Raw genomic sequence first — 16,176 nt, 5'->3', positions numbered from 1 at the left:
AATCTTGGTTACTTTCGATAAATCTTTTTGAAAGCGTTTTCAAATCGAAAAAGGAGGTTTAGGTCAGTAAGTACTTAAAAAAATGAAAGATAGGATGGTTTTATGGATGCATTTTTAACAAGAATCAATTCTTTAATTTGGGGAGCACCGATGATTTTACTAATATTAGGTGTTGGGATTATTTTAACTATTGGTTCACGAGGAATTCAGATTCGAAAATTACCACTAGCTTTAAAATATATGGTAAAAAACGAAGATGGTGGTGAAGGAGACGTAACGAGTTTCCAAGCATTAACTACAGCTCTTTCTGCAACAATCGGTACGGGAAATATAGTTGGGGTAGCTACGGCGATTGTGTCAGGCGGTCCAGGTGCTTTATTTTGGCTAGAAATCGCTGGTTTATTGGGAATGGCAACAAAATATGCTGAAGGATTACTGGCAGTTAAATATCGAACTTTTGATGATCAAGGTAAGGCGTTGGGCGGTCCGTTTTACTATATCGAAAAAGGTTTAGGAATGAAATGGCGTTGGCTAGCAAAAATGTTTGCTTTCTTCGGAGCAATTGCTGGTATTATTGGGATTGGAACAATTACACAAATTAATGGTATTACTTCTTCTGCACAAGTATTTTTTGATCCGAATAATGCCCATACAATTAGTTTATTTGGCAATGATTATTCTTTGGCTGTCGTTATTTCTGGTGCTATTGTGACCGTTTTGGTATCGATCGTTTTAGTTGGTGGGGTCACTCGAATTGCCAAAGTTTCTGAAATTGTTGTACCGGCAATGATTGTTTTATATGTCGGCTTGTGTTTATTTATGATTATTTTTAATATTGGTCGGTTACCAGCAGTGATTGTTGAAATCATCCAAAGTGCCTTTGGTTTACGTGCAGTATCAGGTGGTGCGCTGGGTGCGATGATGATCGCAATGCAGCGAGGAATTGCACGAGGTATTTTTTCAAATGAGTCTGGCTTAGGTAGCGCACCGATCGCTGCTGCTGCAGCGCAATCAAAAGAACCTGTAAGACAAGGTTTAGTTTCAATGACTGGAACATTTATCGATACATTAGTGGTTTGTAATATGACTGGGATGGCAATTATTTTAACGGGTGCTTGGGATCAAGGGCTGGAAGGATCAGCTGTTACAATTTTTGCATTTACACAGGCATTACCAATTTCTCAAACACTAGCTTCTTTTTTATTAATGCTTTGTCTGACATTCTTTGCTTTTACAACTATCTTAGGCTGGAATTATTACTCTGAAAGATGTCTTAGTTATTTAACTGGTGGAAATACAAAGTTTTCGTCAGCTTTTCGAGTATTATATATTTTAGCAGTATTTATTGGTCCTTATTTGACTGTCACAATGGTTTGGACAATCGCAGATATATTTAACGGATTAATGGCCTTTCCAAATATTGTTGCGTTGATTTTATTGAGCCCAGTAGTTATTCGAGAAACCAAATCATACTTTAGTCGAATGGCAGCTGGTCAGTTGGACGAGCAATTATCAATGAGTGATCTGGCTGTGTCGATTGATCAATATCAAGAAGAACCTGATAATGATGTAAATAAAGAAAATGATCTGATTCAAGCAATCAAACAAGAAGATGATTAAAAAAGAGAGTTTTCCGCTTTGGAAAACTCTTTTTTTAGGCATATGATAATAATTCTCCTTTTAACTCAACCAAGAGATCATCTACTAAATGATAGTCATATTCGTTTAAATTATAAAATACTTTTATTTGATAACCTTGTTTAAATAGTTTTTGATATTTAAGCTGGCTGATAATCAATTCATCATTGTGATCGTTTATAAACGAAAAAGTCTGAATAGGCTGTTGCTTAGGTTTCAGCCATTTTTTCAGATTTTTATATGTATAAAAAGAGGTATTTACATTTTCTTTATGGGTGACATTCAAGCCAAGTAAATAGTTAAACAACTGGTGTTTATCTGCTTCATTCATATGATGTAGAAATTCTTGAGCAATTAATCCTGTCTGTAACATGTTCATTCCTCCGATATTATTATCAAATAAACTATAGCACCTAATTTTTAATATGTAAACGCTATCTTTTTTGGCCTGAAATACAAAATTTAGCAAAAAACGAACATTAAGGATTAAAAAAATATAAATATCCGATAAATAATTGACCCGGATTTTGTGAGTTGTTACACTATAATTGAATAAAATACGAATGATAATTGTTCGATAACAATAAATCATTCACAATTAAGAAGGGGTAACGCAAGTGGAAAAAGGCCAATTACTTTATCAAGGCAAAGCAAAAGAACTATTTCAAACGGAACAACCAGATTTGATTTGGGTTGAGTATTTGAATCAAGCAACGGCTTTAAACGGCGCTAAAAAAGACCAAATTAAAGGCAAAGGTGAGCTTAATAATCAAATCACTAGTTTAATTTTTCAACGCTTAGATGAAAAAGGAATTCGTAGTCATTTCGTGGAACAAATTTCAGAAACAGAACAAATTATCCAAGCAGTTGATATTATCCCGTTGGAAGTTGTCGTTCGGAATATCGCTGCCGGAAGCTTTTCAAAGCGTTTAGCAATTCCTGAAGGTACACCGGTGAAATTTCCGATTGTTGAATTTTATTTTAAAAATGACGAATTAGATGATCCAATGATTATTGAAGACCATATTAAGGTCTTAGATATTGCTACTGATGAAGAGATCACAACGTTAAAAACAATGGCTTTAGCAGTTGATGAAGTGTTAAGTGAACTGTTTGATGAAATTGGCATTCTCTTAGTAGATTTTAAATTAGAGTTTGGCCGAACAAGAGATGGTTCAATTTTATTGGCTGATGAAATATCACCTGACACTTGCCGTTTATGGGATAAGGCCACAAATGAACATTTAGATAAAGATATTTACCGTAGAGATTTAGGGGATTTAATCCCTGTTTATCAAGAAGTCTTAAATCGATTAAAAGGAGAGTAAAAAATGTATTTCGTAAAAGTATATGTAACTTACAAAGATTCAGTATTGGACCCTCAAGGTGAAGCAGTCAAAGGTGCCGTTCATCGTTTAGGCTATGACACGATTGAAGATGTTCGAATTGGTAAATATTTTGAAATCAAAGTAGCTAAAAGTGATCGTCCCATCGAAGAAATGATTGAAGAAATCTGTGACAAATTATTAGCTAACGTTAATATGGAAACTTACCGCTATGAAATTAGTACGATGGAGGAAGTTTAAATGAAATTTGCAGTCATCGTTTTTCCAGGTTCAAATTGTGATATGGATATGTATTGGGCAATCAAAGAAATTATGGATGTTGATTGTGAATATGTTCGCTTTGATGCAGATAGTTTGGCTGGTTTTGATGGCGTCTTATTGCCAGGCGGATTTTCTTATGGCGATTATCTGCGCTGTGGTGCAATTGCTCGTTTTGCAAATATTATGGCAGAAGTTGTCCGTATGGCCGAAGAAGGCAAGCCAGTCTTTGGTACTTGCAATGGCTTTCAAATTTTAACTGAGGCAGGTCTTTTACCGGGGGCTTTAAGAAGAAATGACAGCTTAAAATTCATCAGTAAAATTACACCTTTAAAAGTTGAAAATAATCAAACAAACTTTACGACCGAATATGCGGAAGGCGAAATTATTCAAATCCCCGTTGCCCATGGTGAAGGAAACTATTACTGCGATGAAGCGACATTGGATCAATTAAAAGCCAACAATCAAATTGTCTTTTCTTATGCAGAAGATAATATTAACGGTAGTGTTGAGAAAATTGCTGGTATCGTCAATGAACAAGGCAACGTTTTAGGAATGATGCCTCACCCTGAAAGAGCGGTAGAGAAATTATTAGGGTCAGATGATGGCTTGAAATTTTTCGCATCAATGATTAATAACTTCGGAAAGGTAGCGGCTAAATAATGATTAAAACAGAACCGACAGCTCAAGAGATTAAAGAGCAAAGAATCTACGCTGAATGGGGGCTAACTGACGAAGAATATCGAATGATTTCAGAGGATATTTTAGGTCGGATGCCTAATTATACTGAGACAGGACTTTTTTCAGTCATGTGGAGTGAGCATTGTTCATATAAAAATTCAAAACCGGTTTTAAGAAAATTTCCAACAACTGGTAAGCAAGTATTACAAGGGCCTGGTGAAGGTGCTGGGATTGTTGACATTGGTGATAATCAAGCAGTTGTATTTAAAGCAGAAAGTCATAACCATCCTTCAGCTGTTGAACCTTATGAAGGGGCTGCAACCGGTGTTGGCGGAATTATTCGTGATATTTTTAGTATGGGTGCAAGACCGATTGCTATCTTAGATTCTTTACGTTTTGGTGAATTAGATAATTCCCGAACAAAATATTTATTAGAAGAAGTTGTCGCTGGAATTTCTGGTTATGGTAACTGTATTGGAATTCCAACTGTCGGAGGCGAAGTAGCTTTTGATGCGAGCTATGAAGGAAATCCATTAGTTAATGCAATGTGTGTTGGTTTAATTGATCATAAAGATATTCAAAAAGGGCAGGCCAAAGGTGTCGGCAATAAAATCATGTACGTAGGGGCTAAAACTGGTCGCGATGGTATTCATGGCGCTACTTTTGCTTCAGAAGAATTTGTTGAAGGGGAAGAACAACAACGTTCGGCTGTGCAAGTTGGTGATCCATTCATGGAAAAATTATTATTGGAAGCTTGTCTGGAATTGATTTTAGACCATTCTGAAATTTTAGTTGGCATTCAAGATATGGGTGCAGCTGGTTTAGTATCTTCTAGTGCAGAAATGGCTTCAAAAGCTGGATCTGGTTTGATACTTTATTTAGATGATGTACCTCAACGGGAAACAGGAATGTCCCCTTATGAAATGATGTTGTCAGAATCTCAAGAACGGATGTTAATCTGTGTTGAATTAGGGGCAGAAGATCAAGTGGTCGAATTATTTAAAAAATATGATTTAGATGCTGTAACAATTGGTGAAGTAACTGATGATGGTTTATATCGTTTATATCATCATGATGTAGAAGTTGCGAATTTGCCTGTGGATGCTTTAGCAGAAGATGCGCCGGTTTATCAGAATGAAAAGAAAGAACCTGCTCGTATTAAAGAATTTGCGGAAATGGCTGATTTTGTACCAACAATCCAAGATGCAACAGCAACCCTTTTAGATTTGTTAAAACAACCGACTATTGCTTCTAAAAAAACAATTTTTGAAACTTACGATTCTAGAGTTCGGACTAATACAGTGGTAGGCCCGGGTAGTGATGCTGCTGTTCTTAGAGTACGTGGTACGAATAAAGCATTGGCAATGACAACAGATTGTAATGCCCGTTATTTATATCTAAATCCTGAGGTTGGCGGACAAATTGCAGTTGCAGAAGCTGCGCGAAATATTGTTGCATCTGGTGGACAGCCATTAGCGATTACTGACTGTTTAAATTATGGTTCTCCTGAAAAACCTGAAGGATTCTGGGAATTATGGACATCTGCTGATGGTATTTCTGAAGCTTGTACCGTTTTAAATACACCAGTCATTTCTGGGAATGTCTCTTTATATAATGAAACAGACGGAAAAGCGATTTATCCAACTCCAATGATTGGTATGGTTGGCTTAATCGAAGACTTAAACCATGTAACAACTCAACAATTTAAAAATGTTGGTGATTTAGTCTATGTGATTGGTGAAACCAAAGCCGATTTTAATGGTTCTGAAATTCAAAAAATGCAAAAGGGTTTAATTGAAGGGAAACTAATGAATTTTGATTTAGCTACTGAAAAAGAAAACCAAGAGTTGGTTTTATCAGCAATTAAAGCTGGTTTAGTATCTAGTGCTCATGATTTGTCTGAAGGCGGTCTAGCAACGGCTTTAGCTGAAGCTACTTTCGCGAATGAATTAGGGATTTCAGTGAAGGTTGATTTGAAGGCAGCAGAATTATTCAGTGAAACACAATCTCGTTTTATCCTTTCTGTGAAAAAAGAAAATCAAGCAGTTTTTGAAAGTAGTGTTAAAAAAGCGCAATTTATTGGTGAAGTAACTGCCGATGGTCAATTAACAATTGAAGCGAATGATGGAAAAATTAATGTTGCAGTCAAGACAGCCAAAGAACTTTGGGAGGAAGCTATTCCATGTCTTATGAAGTAAGAAGTTTAAATGAAGAATGTGGTGTGTTCGGCATCTGGGGTCATCCAGATGCTGCACGCGTCACTTATTTTGGTCTCCATAGTTTACAGCATCGAGGACAAGAAGGCGCCGGTATTGTATCAAATGATGAAGGTAAATTAAAAGGATACCGTGATTTAGGTTTATTGTCAGAAGTTTTTAAAGATGAACGACAGTTAGATCAATTAACTGGACAAGCAGCAATTGGTCATGTGCGATACGCGACTGCCGGAAATGGTAGTGTGGATAACATTCAACCGTTTTTGTTTAAGTTTTATGATGGTGATTTTGCACTAGCGCATAATGGTAATTTAACTAATGCTAAAACTTTAAGAAAAGATTTGGAGGAAGAAGGCGCAATTTTTCACTCTAATTCAGATACAGAAATCTTAATGCACTTAATCCGTAAAAGCGCCAAACCAGATTTTTCTAGTCAATTAAAAGAAGCCTTGAATACGGTAAAAGGCGGTTTTGCTTATTTAATGATGACGGAAGATTCTATGGTAGCCGCTTTAGATGTCAATGGCTTCAGACCATTATCAATCGGACAAATGGTGAATGGAGCATATGTGGTTGCTTCAGAAACTTGTGCCTTAGAAGTAGTTGGTGCCGAGTTTTTACAAGACGTAAATCCTGGTGAAGTAATTACTATTAACGACCAAGGTTTGACAGTTGAAAAATTTACTGATGAGACACAACATGCAATTTGCTCAATGGAATACATTTATTTTGCTAGACCTGATTCAAATATTGCAGGGGTAAATGTTCATAGTGCTAGAAAAAATATGGGTCGAATTTTATCATCTGAAGCACCGATTGAAGCGGATATGGTAGTCGGTGTGCCAAATTCATCATTATCAGCTGCTAGTGGTTATGCAGAAGCAACTGGCATTCCTTATGAAATGGGTTTAGTAAAAAATCAGTACATCGCAAGAACTTTTATCCAGCCTACCCAAGAATTAAGAGAACAAGGTGTTCGGATGAAGTTGTCAGCAGTTCGAGGTGTTGTTGAAGGCAAAAAAGTCATCATGGTAGATGATTCGATTGTGCGTGGGACAACCAGTCGTCGGATAGTGGAATTATTAAAAGAAGCCGGTGCAAAAGAAGTTCATGTACGAATTGCTTCACCACCTCTACGCTACCCTTGTTTTTATGGAATAGATATTCAAACAAGAAAAGAATTAATCGCAGCAAATCATTCAATTGAAGAAATTCGTTCAGAAATCGGTGCTGATTCTTTGGCCTTTTTAAGTGAAGAAGGATTAATTGACGCGATTGGCTTGAAGTTTGATGCACCTTATTCTGGTTTATGTATGGCTTATTTTAATGGGGATTATCCTACGCCATTGTACGATTATGAAGAAAAATATCAAGAATCATTACGTGAAAAAATTTCATTTTTCTAAAGGAGAGAAATAATGGCTAACGCATATCAAAAAGCTGGTGTCGATGTAGAAGCGGGTTATGAAGTAGTAGAAAGAATTAAAAAACATGTCAAGAAAACTGAAAGATTAGGCGTGATGGGCGCAATTGGTGGCTTTGGCGGCAATTTTGATTTAAGTCAATTAAACGTCAAAGAACCCGTTTTGATTTCTGGTACTGATGGTGTAGGAACAAAATTGATGGTCGCTATTCAGGCAGATCGTCACAATACAATAGGGATTGACTGTGTAGCAATGTGTGTCAACGACATTATTGCACAGGGCGCTGAACCATTATATTTTTTAGATTATATTGCTACTGGAAAAAATGTTCCAGAACGTTTAGAACAAGTTGTTGCCGGCGTAGCTGATGGTTGTGTGCAAGCTGGGGCAGCTTTAATTGGTGGCGAAACAGCTGAAATGCCAGGTATGTACGGTGATAAGGATTATGATTTAGCTGGCTTTGCTGTGGGGATTGCCGAAAAAAGTAAAATTGTAACTGGGGAAAAAATTCAAGCTAGCGATGTTTTGATTGGGTTGCCTTCATCAGGAATTCATTCCAATGGCTATTCTTTGGTTCGTAAAATTTTCTTTGAAGATAATGATTTTACGATTTCAGATAAATTGCCAGAACTTGATTGGGCATCGTTAGCTGATGAATTATTAAAACCAACTCGGATTTATGCCAAGGCAATTTTACCTTTGGTTAAAGATGAATTACTCCATGGTGTAGCTCACGTAACTGGTGGCGGATTTGTTGAAAACTTACCAAGAATGCTACCTGATCAACTTGCTTGTGAGATTGAATTAGGAACCTGGCCAATCTTACCAATTTTTTCAACTATGGAGAAATATGGTCAAATTCCTACCATGGAAATGTACGAAATTTTCAATATGGGTATTGGTATGGTATTAGCGGTTGCACCAGAAAAGGTTGCAGCGGTTCAAGAGCTGTTGCAAAAAAATGATGAAGCTTCTTATATTATTGGAAAAGTAACTGACAAAGTTAATGAGTCGATTTCATTTAAGGGAGCAAAATAAATGAAAATTGCTGTCTTAGCTTCTGGGAATGGTTCTAATTTTGAAGCTTTAGCTAATGCTGTTGGAAATGGGGAGATTCCTGCAAAAATTGATTTACTTTTTTCTGATCACCAGGATGCGTATGTCTTAAAGAGAGCGGAAAAATTTCAAATTCCCAGTGAAAGCTTTGAATTGAAAGAGTTTGAAAATAAAGCTGCTTATGAAGATGCATTATTGAATTTACTGAAGAAAAATCAGATTGATTTAGTTATTTTGGCAGGTTATATGCGAATTGTCGGTGAAAAACTTTTGCAAGCATTCCCGAAAAGAATTATTAATATTCATCCGGCATTATTGCCTAGTTTCCCGGGATTAAACGGTATTAAAGATGCTTTTGAAGCTGGAGTAGCTGAAACAGGTGTCACTGTTCACTATGTAGATAGTGGTGTGGATACTGGACCAGTTATTGCGCAAGAAAAAGTGATTATTGATAAAAATGATACTTTAGAAACTTTAGAAGAAAAAATTCATGCAGTTGAGCATGGACTTTATCCCGCAGTCATTGCGAAAATCATAAAGGAGTTTGGTCATGAAACGTGCGCTGATTAGTGTATCTGATAAAAATGGAATTGTTTCGTTTTCTGAAAAATTAATCGAAAACGGATTTGAAATTATTTCTACTGGTGGAACTAAAAAAGTTTTAGATGAGGCCGGTGTAAAAACAATCAGTATTGATGAAGTCACTGGTTTTCCAGAAATGATGGACGGAAGAGTGAAAACACTGCACCCGAAAATACATGGTGGTTTATTAGGACGAAGAGACTTAATTAGTCATATGGAAGCAATGGACGCTCATGACATTCAACCAATAGATTTGGTTTGTGTGAACCTATATCCTTTTAAAGAGACTATCTTGAAAAAAGAGGTTACGGAAGCGGATGCGATTGAAAACATCGATATCGGTGGTCCAAGTATGCTTCGTTCAGCGGCGAAAAATTTCGCGGCTGTTACTGTAGTGGTAGATCCGCTAGATTATGAAACAGTTTTACAAGAATTTGCTGAAAACAACGAAACTAGTTTAGCTACGCGAAAAAAATTAGCGGCAAAAGTTTTTCGTCACACGGCTGCTTATGACGCCCTGATTGCTGAATATTTAACAGCAGCAGTTGAAGTTGCTGAACCAGAAAAATTAACTTTAACTTATGATTTAAAACAAACTTTACGATACGGTGAAAATAGTCATCAAAAAGCAGCTTTTTATCAAGATGCTATTCCTGTTTCTTATTCAATTGCTAGCGGGAAACAATTACACGGCAAAGAATTATCGTACAATAATATTAAAGATGCTGATGCTGCTTTAAGGATTGCCCGTGAATTTTCTGAACCAACTGTTGTGGCGTTGAAACATATGAATCCTTGTGGTATTGGAACTGGGAAAACAATTTTTGAAGCTTATAATTCTGCATACGAAGCCGATCCCGTTTCCATTTTTGGCGGTATTATTGTTGCTAACCGAGAAGTTGATTTGGCAACAGCTGAGAAGATGCATGAATTATTTCTAGAAATTATTATTGCACCATCTTTTTCTGCTGAAGCATTTGAATTATTGTCGAAGAAAAAGAATTTGCGATTATTAATACTAGACTTTAGTAATTCAAGTTCTGAACAAGTAGAAATAGTATCTGTACTAGGTGGTTTATTAGTTCAAGACCAAGATATCTTGACTGAAAAAGCAGAAGGGTACGAAGTCGTCACGGATCGCCAGCCAACCAAAGAGGAATTAAAAGCGTTAGAATTTGCTTGGAAAGCTGTCAAACACGTGAAATCAAATGCGATTGTCGTTGCTAACCAACATCAAACAGTTGGTATTGGTGCCGGCCAAATGAATCGTGTGGGTTCTGTAAAAATTGCGCTAGAACAAGCTACTGATAAAATGGCTGGCGCTGTTTTAGCTAGTGACGCTTATTTTCCAATGGATGATTCAGTAGAATATGCAGCTGAACACGGCATTAAAGCGATTGTCCAACCTGGTGGTAGTATTCGAGATAAAGATTCAATAGCGATGGCAAATAAATATGGTGTAGCGATGGTCTTTACTGGTGGCCGTCACTTCAGACATTAAGAGGTGACCTGATGAAAATTCTAATTATCGGCTCAGGTGGTCGTGAACACGCCATTGCTAAAAAAATATTAGCTAGTCCAAAGGTGACAGAGGTATTTTGCGCAAAAGGAAATCCTGGTATGCTAAATGACGGCATTCAAACTTTAGCTATTGAAGAAGATAATCATCCGGCTTTGATCGAATTTGCTAAAGAAAATCAAATCGAATGGACATTTGCCGGACCTGAAGTACCATTGTTGAATGGGATTGTCGACGATTTTCAAGCTGCTGATCTAAAAATATTTGGACCTAATAAAGCAGCCGCAATGATCGAAGGTTCAAAAGAGTTTGCTAAACAAATTATGCTAGAAAATCAAATTCCAACTGCAGCCTACGAAGTATTTACTGATTTTGATCAAGCGCAGGCCTATATAAAAAAAATAGGCACGCCAATTGTAATCAAAGCAGACGGTTTAGCTGCAGGCAAAGGGGTAGTAGTGGCACAGGATGAACAAGAAGCTTTATCAGCACTAGATGAAATGCTTAATCAAAACCGTTTTGGTGAAAGTGGTGCTAAAGTGGTGATTGAGGAGTTTCTAGCTGGTGAAGAGTTCTCGCTATTATCTTTTGTTAGAAATAATGATGTTTATCCAATGGTTATTGCTCAAGACCATAAGCCAGCTTTTGAAGGAAACAAAGGGCCTAATACTGGTGGAATGGGTGCCTATTCTCCCGTACCACAAATTTCCGAATCAATTATTAATGAAGCAGTCGAAAATGTTGTCAAACCTGCTGTAAATGGTATGGTTCAAAATGGTACACCTTTTTCTGGCATATTATATGCCGGCTTAATTGCAACTTCAGATGGACCAAAGGTGATTGAATTTAATGCCCGTTTCGGTGATCCAGAGACTCAGGTTGTTTTGCCGCGTTTAGCTAGTGATTTGGCCGAAGTTATTGACGATTTGTTGCATGAAAAAGAACCAAAAATAAACTGGTATGATTTTGCTAGTGTTGGTGTTGTTTTAGCTGCTGATGGCTATCCTGGAGATTATCAAAAAGGTATGCCGATTCCAACCTTTGGTGATGAAAATGTCAACATTTTTTATGCCGGAGTTTCTGACTCAGATGGTCTAAAGGCAAATGGAGGCCGGGTTTTAGTTGTGGAAGCAAATGGTGAAAATATTTCTGATGCACAGCAAAAAGTTTACAAAGCATTAGAAAAAACAAATACAGATGGTTATTTTTTCAGAAAAGATATTGGTGATAAAGGTCGTAATAAATAATCAATTTATTTGTTTTTAATTTTCTTAGTTTTTAGTAAGATAAAAAATTTGCTAGAAAAAAATAATTGAATAAAATAAAAAAGAGCTTTATTGCAGCTTGCAATAAGGCTCTTTTTTTAGTAAAATCAAGACCGTTGTGAAGAATAAAAGCATTAATAATAATAAGTAGAAACAGATAAGTGAAGATAATAAAGAGGAAAACAATGACATGCGCGGTATATCATGTTAAAATAAAATTATGAAAAAATAATGAGATTAGAATTGAAAAAATAAGTATTTATGAATATTGTTATCCCAATATTTTAAATTTTATGTTGTTCATTCTTGTACGTATATATCAATTGATAAGAAAAGAGGAAGTTTGATGGATGATAAATGGCTATCGTCTCAATTGGAAGCTGAAAAACCCAATATGGAAGCAATCATGGATTTTTTACCAAACTCTCAGTATTTAAAAATTTTGCTGGCACAACTCACTCGTCACTATGAGCCACAAATTAAAATAATATTTCAAAAAAAGCTTGGCTGGCACATTGAAGTCGTACAATATCAAGGTTTATTGTGCTCAATCATCATTCATGACGACTATTTTTCCGTAAAAACCCCACTACCTGATTTTGGGATTCGCTATTTAACACCAATGATTCAAGTAATGTCTGATGAGTTTAAAGAAAAGTTTGCACAAATATCTCCATCAACAAAGATGATCGAGATGGATGTAACGAATGAAGCTGAAATGGAAGATGTCGTTTTTCTAGTCAGTCTTCAAGCTAAAAACTTAAGAGAAAAACATTAAAATAGTTTAATGTTCGTGTTTTAGCAAGAATAATAAAAATTATTCTTGCTTTTTTCTCAATTTTATTGTAAATTACATAGGGCGAAATGTCCTATGTTTTTTATTGTTTAAACAAATGGAGGATTTTATGAAAGTATTTGATTATGAAGATATCCAACTAATTCCCAACAAGTGTATCGTGAACTCTCGTTCAGAATGTGACACAAGTGTTAAATTAGGTAAATTCAGCTTTAAAATGCCAGTGGTTCCCGCTAATATGCAGACAATTGTCGATGAATCAATCGCAGAATTTTTAGCAGAAAATGGTTACTTTTACATAATGCATCGTTTTTACGAAGAAGAGCGGATTCCGTTTATTAAAAAGATGCAAAAAAGAGGTTTGTTTACATCAATCAGTGTTGGTGTAAAAGCGAATGAATATGATTTCGTGCAATCGTTGGCCGATCAAAATTTAGTACCAGATTATATCACAATTGATATTGCCCATGGTCATTCTGATCCAGTGATTAATATGATTAAGCATATTAAAAAATTATTGCCAGATGCATTTTTGATTGCTGGTAATGTTGGAACGCCTGAAGCGGTTCGTGAACTAGAAAATGCTGGTGCAGACGCGACAAAAGTCGGCATTGGACCTGGTAAAGTATGTATTACTAAAATTAAAACTGGTTTTGGAACTGGCGGTTGGCAATTAGCAGCATTAAGTTGGTGTGCAAAAGCTGCCCGAAAACCTATTATTGCCGATGGTGGAATTCGTACCCATGGTGATATTGCTAAATCTGTTCGTTTTGGAGCGACAATGGTAATGATTGGCTCACTTTTTGCTGGCCATGAAGAGTCTCCAGGTGAAACCAAAGTTGAAAATGGTGTCGTTTTAAAAGAATATTTTGGTAGTGCTTCTGAATTTCAAAAAGGTGAAAAGAAAAATGTGGAAGGTAAAAAAATCTGGATTCCGTTTAAAGGTCATTTGAAAGATACTTTAGTGGAAATGCAACAGGATTTACAGTCTTCAATTTCTTATGCAGGTGGTCGCGATTTGGAATCTATCCAAAAAGTTGACTACGTAATAGTTAAAAATTCAATTTTCAATGGTGATACAATTTAAATTTAAAAGTGATGGAGGAAGATCAAATTGATCATCCTCCATCACTTTTTTTGATTGACAGTGGCCCTTTCCTCCAGTAATTTTAATACTAAGGGAAGTGAGTCGACTGATGTGGCAGTTAAATAACCAAAAAAATATTCCAGTCTATCAACAAATTATGGAACAGTTAATCGAATATATTCAAAATGGCCAATTACTGCCGGGAGATCGTTTGCCACCGGAGCGAAAATTGGCTGAGACTTATCAAGTGAATCGTTCAACAGTAGTTCATGCGTTGGATGAATTAGTTGCTTTGGGCTGGATTGTACGAAAACGTGGTAGCGGAACGCTTGTTAACGAGGGAAACTGGGGCAGAACAGCTAATCCTCGGATTGATTGGCGTAGGCGATTAGCCGACAATCATTTTCAACAAGAAGCATATTTAGTTAAACTGCAACAGCAATTGAAATCAGTCCAAAGTTTGGATCTATATACTGGAGAATTACCACTGAATTTAATTCCCAGTTTTCGTTTACCTTCTTTCAAATGGGAGACATTGCTACTGGAAGAACAAAAGCAAAGCCCATTGGGTTATTTACCATTACAGGAATTAATTGTTCAGCGGATAAAAAAAGAACAAAAAATCGATGTTTCTTCTGATGAAGTGCTAATTACATCAGGAGCCAAACAAGCCATGTTTTTATTGCTTCAAGTGATGTTGCAAAATGGCGATAGTGTCGCGATTGAAGATCCATCATTTTTGTACTCTTTGCCAATTTTTGCTACTGCGGGCATTCGATTGTACGGTGTTGAATTAGATAGCCAAGGAATGCGAGTGGATCAGTTAGAACAATTGATTTTAACCAAAAAAATCAAAATGATATTAGTCAATCCGACCTTTCAAAATCCAACTGGCAGGACTATGTCCTTACAAAGAAGAAAAGAATTAATTGATTTAAGTCGAAAATATCAAATTCCCATTGTAGAAGACGATGTGTTTAGCGAATTGGCCTTCGTAGATTTACCGCTGTCCTTGAAAGAACTTGCACCAGATGAAGTCATTCACTTAGGTTCCTTGTCAAAAATATTTGGTTCATCTTTGAAAATTGGTTGGATTGTTGCAAATCGTGATTTGATTGTGCGTTTAGCCGAAGCACGTCAAATGGTTGATTTTTCTTTAAGCGTTTTCCCTCAGGTTGTTGCCAGCACTGCATTAAAGGATCCTTATTTTAATCAAAAGCAGCAGAATTTAGTAGACACTTTAAAACAAAGCGCTCATGATTTTGAAAAAGAATTAAAGCTTTTATCAAATGATTGGCAGTTTGAACCAATTGAAGGTGGGCTATATGCTTATTTAACTTGGAAAAATAAAAAATTAACGAGAAAAGATTGGGAACTTTTTTTGGATGAACAATTATTAGTAGCTCCGGCGTTTTTATTTAGTAATGATACGATGTCCCTTAGGATTAATTACACTCGTCTAAATCAAGAAAATTTGGCAGTGTTTTTTAATAAATTTCAACAAATCACCGATCAATTGAAAAAAAATGAAGGAGGTCAATATGAATAATCAAATGCTAGATCTATTACAAACCCGTCGTACGTACCGTGATTTCGATGAGAATTATCAACTATCGGAAGAAGAATTACAGGTGATTTTATCAGCTGCAAGACAAGCGCCAACTTGGATGAATGGACAATTCTACAGTATTTTTGTGGTAAAAGATTCCTCAATTCGAGAAAAATTAGTTGCAATGAATCCAGGTAATCCCCACATGCTAAAAAGCTCTGTTTTTTTAATTTTTGTTGCTGATTTAAATCGTTCAAAAAAAGTCGCTGATAAATATGAGGTTGATTTCCCGATAATTGAAGGAATTGATCCATTATTGACTGCGGTGACTGATACAGCCTTAGCCATGAATAGCGCAACATTAGCCGCTGAATCCCTTGGACTAGGAAGCGTAATTGTTGGAAGTATTCGCAAAGATATTGCTGCAATTAGCCAATTATTAAATCTACCTGATTATATGTTGCCAGTAGCGGGAATGAGCATTGGCAAACCAACTGTTGAAATGAAAGTAAAACCACGTTTACCCGAAGAAGCTATTGTATTTTATGACACTTTTAAAGATTATGACTATCAAGTGATTGAAAAATATGATGAAACGATGGAAAAATTTGCTGAAGCCAGAGAAACAAAAATCTGGAGTCAAAAATTTGCTGATTATTTTTCACAAAAACCAAATACTGCAGTTGATCAATTTCTTAAAGATAAAAAATTGCAAAAATAACTTTAGATGATTTGACAGAAACAGATTTTCAATTTATA

Annotated in this window: 14 protein-coding genes and 1 pseudogene; 14 read left to right on the top strand and 1 reads right to left on the bottom strand. The window is 36.1% G+C overall.

Going from position 1 to position 16,176, the window contains the following annotated elements:
* Positions 1-102: 102 nt before the first annotated feature.
* Positions 103-1,542: pseudogene (locus ID741_RS11685) on the top strand (alanine/glycine:cation symporter family protein); the annotation flags it as partial.
* A 112-nt stretch (positions 1,543-1,654) separates the two neighbouring features.
* On the opposite strand, the gene ID741_RS11680 reads toward ID741_RS11685, so the two are convergent.
* On the bottom strand, positions 1,655-2,011 hold the full coding sequence (locus tag ID741_RS11680) for a hypothetical protein (RefSeq protein ID WP_218325345.1): 357 nt from the start codon (positions 2,009-2,011) through the stop codon (positions 1,655-1,657).
* 244 nt (positions 2,012-2,255) lie between these two features.
* On the opposite strand from ID741_RS11680, the gene purC reads away from it, so the two are divergent.
* The 13 genes from purC (at position 2,256) to ID741_RS11615 (ending at position 16,138) form a co-directional block, all read left to right on the top strand.
* On the top strand, positions 2,256-2,966 hold the full coding sequence (gene purC / locus ID741_RS11675; RefSeq protein ID WP_438720083.1) for a phosphoribosylaminoimidazolesuccinocarboxamide synthase: 711 nt from the start codon (positions 2,256-2,258) through the stop codon (positions 2,964-2,966).
* Between the two features lie 3 nt (positions 2,967-2,969).
* Positions 2,970-3,224: a phosphoribosylformylglycinamidine synthase subunit PurS gene (purS, locus tag ID741_RS11670; RefSeq protein WP_438720082.1), complete on the top strand. Its 255-nt coding sequence runs from the start codon at positions 2,970-2,972 to the stop codon at positions 3,222-3,224.
* Complete coding sequence (gene purQ, locus ID741_RS11665; RefSeq protein ID WP_218325343.1) at positions 3,225-3,905, top strand: phosphoribosylformylglycinamidine synthase subunit PurQ; 681 nt, start codon at positions 3,225-3,227, stop codon at positions 3,903-3,905. It begins immediately after the preceding gene.
* Positions 3,905-6,121, top strand: a complete 2,217-nt coding sequence (gene purL / locus ID741_RS11660) for a phosphoribosylformylglycinamidine synthase subunit PurL (protein ID WP_438720081.1) — start codon at positions 3,905-3,907, stop codon at positions 6,119-6,121. The genes purQ and purL overlap by 1 nt, the downstream gene beginning before the upstream one ends.
* Positions 6,106-7,545 (top strand): amidophosphoribosyltransferase, encoded by a 1,440-nt coding sequence (gene purF / locus ID741_RS11655; RefSeq protein ID WP_438720080.1) that lies wholly within the window; start codon positions 6,106-6,108, stop codon positions 7,543-7,545. Before purL ends, purF begins: the two co-directional genes overlap by 16 nt.
* A gap of 12 nt (positions 7,546-7,557) precedes the next feature.
* Positions 7,558-8,601, top strand: coding sequence for a phosphoribosylformylglycinamidine cyclo-ligase (gene purM / locus ID741_RS11650; protein ID WP_438720079.1), 1,044 nt, complete (start codon positions 7,558-7,560; stop codon positions 8,599-8,601).
* Positions 8,602-9,189 (top strand): phosphoribosylglycinamide formyltransferase, encoded by a 588-nt coding sequence (gene purN / locus ID741_RS11645; protein WP_438720078.1) that lies wholly within the window; start codon positions 8,602-8,604, stop codon positions 9,187-9,189.
* Positions 9,170-10,702: a bifunctional phosphoribosylaminoimidazolecarboxamide formyltransferase/IMP cyclohydrolase gene (purH, locus tag ID741_RS11640; protein ID WP_438720077.1), complete on the top strand. Its 1,533-nt coding sequence runs from the start codon at positions 9,170-9,172 to the stop codon at positions 10,700-10,702. The genes purN and purH overlap by 20 nt, the downstream gene beginning before the upstream one ends.
* 11 nt (positions 10,703-10,713) lie before the next feature.
* Positions 10,714-11,967 carry a phosphoribosylamine--glycine ligase gene (gene purD, locus ID741_RS11635; protein ID WP_438720076.1) on the top strand — a complete coding sequence of 418 codons (1,254 nt, stop codon included), beginning with the start codon at positions 10,714-10,716 and terminating at the stop codon, positions 11,965-11,967.
* Between the two features lie 364 nt (positions 11,968-12,331).
* The gene (locus tag ID741_RS11630) at positions 12,332-12,763 is read left to right on the top strand and encodes a DUF3788 family protein (RefSeq protein WP_218325336.1); all 432 of its coding nucleotides are present in this window, start codon (positions 12,332-12,334) and stop codon (positions 12,761-12,763) included.
* A 127-nt stretch (positions 12,764-12,890) separates the two neighbouring features.
* Positions 12,891-13,868 carry a GMP reductase gene (gene guaC / locus ID741_RS11625; protein WP_438720075.1) on the top strand — a complete coding sequence of 326 codons (978 nt, stop codon included), beginning with the start codon at positions 12,891-12,893 and terminating at the stop codon, positions 13,866-13,868.
* Between the two features lie 109 nt (positions 13,869-13,977).
* On the top strand, positions 13,978-15,417 hold the full coding sequence (locus ID741_RS11620) for a PLP-dependent aminotransferase family protein (RefSeq protein WP_438720074.1): 1,440 nt from the start codon (positions 13,978-13,980) through the stop codon (positions 15,415-15,417).
* Positions 15,410-16,138, top strand: coding sequence for a nitroreductase family protein (locus tag ID741_RS11615; protein ID WP_438720073.1), 729 nt, complete (start codon positions 15,410-15,412; stop codon positions 16,136-16,138). Before ID741_RS11620 ends, ID741_RS11615 begins: the two co-directional genes overlap by 8 nt.
* The last annotated feature ends 38 nt before the right edge of the window (positions 16,139-16,176 follow it).

It is taken from the genome of Enterococcus sp. AZ103 (assembly GCF_051714685.1).
Classification (GTDB): domain Bacteria; phylum Bacillota; class Bacilli; order Lactobacillales; family Enterococcaceae; genus Enterococcus_A; species Enterococcus_A alishanensis.
Note: the sequence above shows the minus strand (reverse complement) of the source record. Positions and strands in the feature narration are given on the sequence as shown.

Excerpts from the sequence above, each read along its gene's own strand:
- ID741_RS11680 (WP_218325345.1), bottom strand. The coding sequence starts at position 2,011 with ATGTTACAGACAGGATTAATTGCTCAAGAATTTCTACATCATATGAAT.
- purS (WP_438720082.1), top strand. The coding sequence starts at position 2,970 with ATGTATTTCGTAAAAGTATATGTAACTTACAAAGATTCAGTATTGGAC.
- purQ (WP_218325343.1), top strand. The coding sequence starts at position 3,225 with ATGAAATTTGCAGTCATCGTTTTTCCAGGTTCAAATTGTGATATGGAT.
- purL (WP_438720081.1), top strand. The coding sequence starts at position 3,905 with ATGATTAAAACAGAACCGACAGCTCAAGAGATTAAAGAGCAAAGAATC.
- purF (WP_438720080.1), top strand. The coding sequence starts at position 6,106 with ATGTCTTATGAAGTAAGAAGTTTAAATGAAGAATGTGGTGTGTTCGGC.
- purM (WP_438720079.1), top strand. The coding sequence starts at position 7,558 with ATGGCTAACGCATATCAAAAAGCTGGTGTCGATGTAGAAGCGGGTTAT.
- purN (WP_438720078.1), top strand. The coding sequence starts at position 8,602 with ATGAAAATTGCTGTCTTAGCTTCTGGGAATGGTTCTAATTTTGAAGCT.
- purH (WP_438720077.1), top strand. The coding sequence starts at position 9,170 with ATGAAACGTGCGCTGATTAGTGTATCTGATAAAAATGGAATTGTTTCG.
- purD (WP_438720076.1), top strand. The coding sequence starts at position 10,714 with ATGAAAATTCTAATTATCGGCTCAGGTGGTCGTGAACACGCCATTGCT.
- ID741_RS11630 (WP_218325336.1), top strand. The coding sequence starts at position 12,332 with ATGGATGATAAATGGCTATCGTCTCAATTGGAAGCTGAAAAACCCAAT.
- guaC (WP_438720075.1), top strand. The coding sequence starts at position 12,891 with ATGAAAGTATTTGATTATGAAGATATCCAACTAATTCCCAACAAGTGT.
- ID741_RS11620 (WP_438720074.1), top strand. The coding sequence starts at position 13,978 with ATGTGGCAGTTAAATAACCAAAAAAATATTCCAGTCTATCAACAAATT.
- ID741_RS11615 (WP_438720073.1), top strand. The coding sequence starts at position 15,410 with ATGAATAATCAAATGCTAGATCTATTACAAACCCGTCGTACGTACCGT.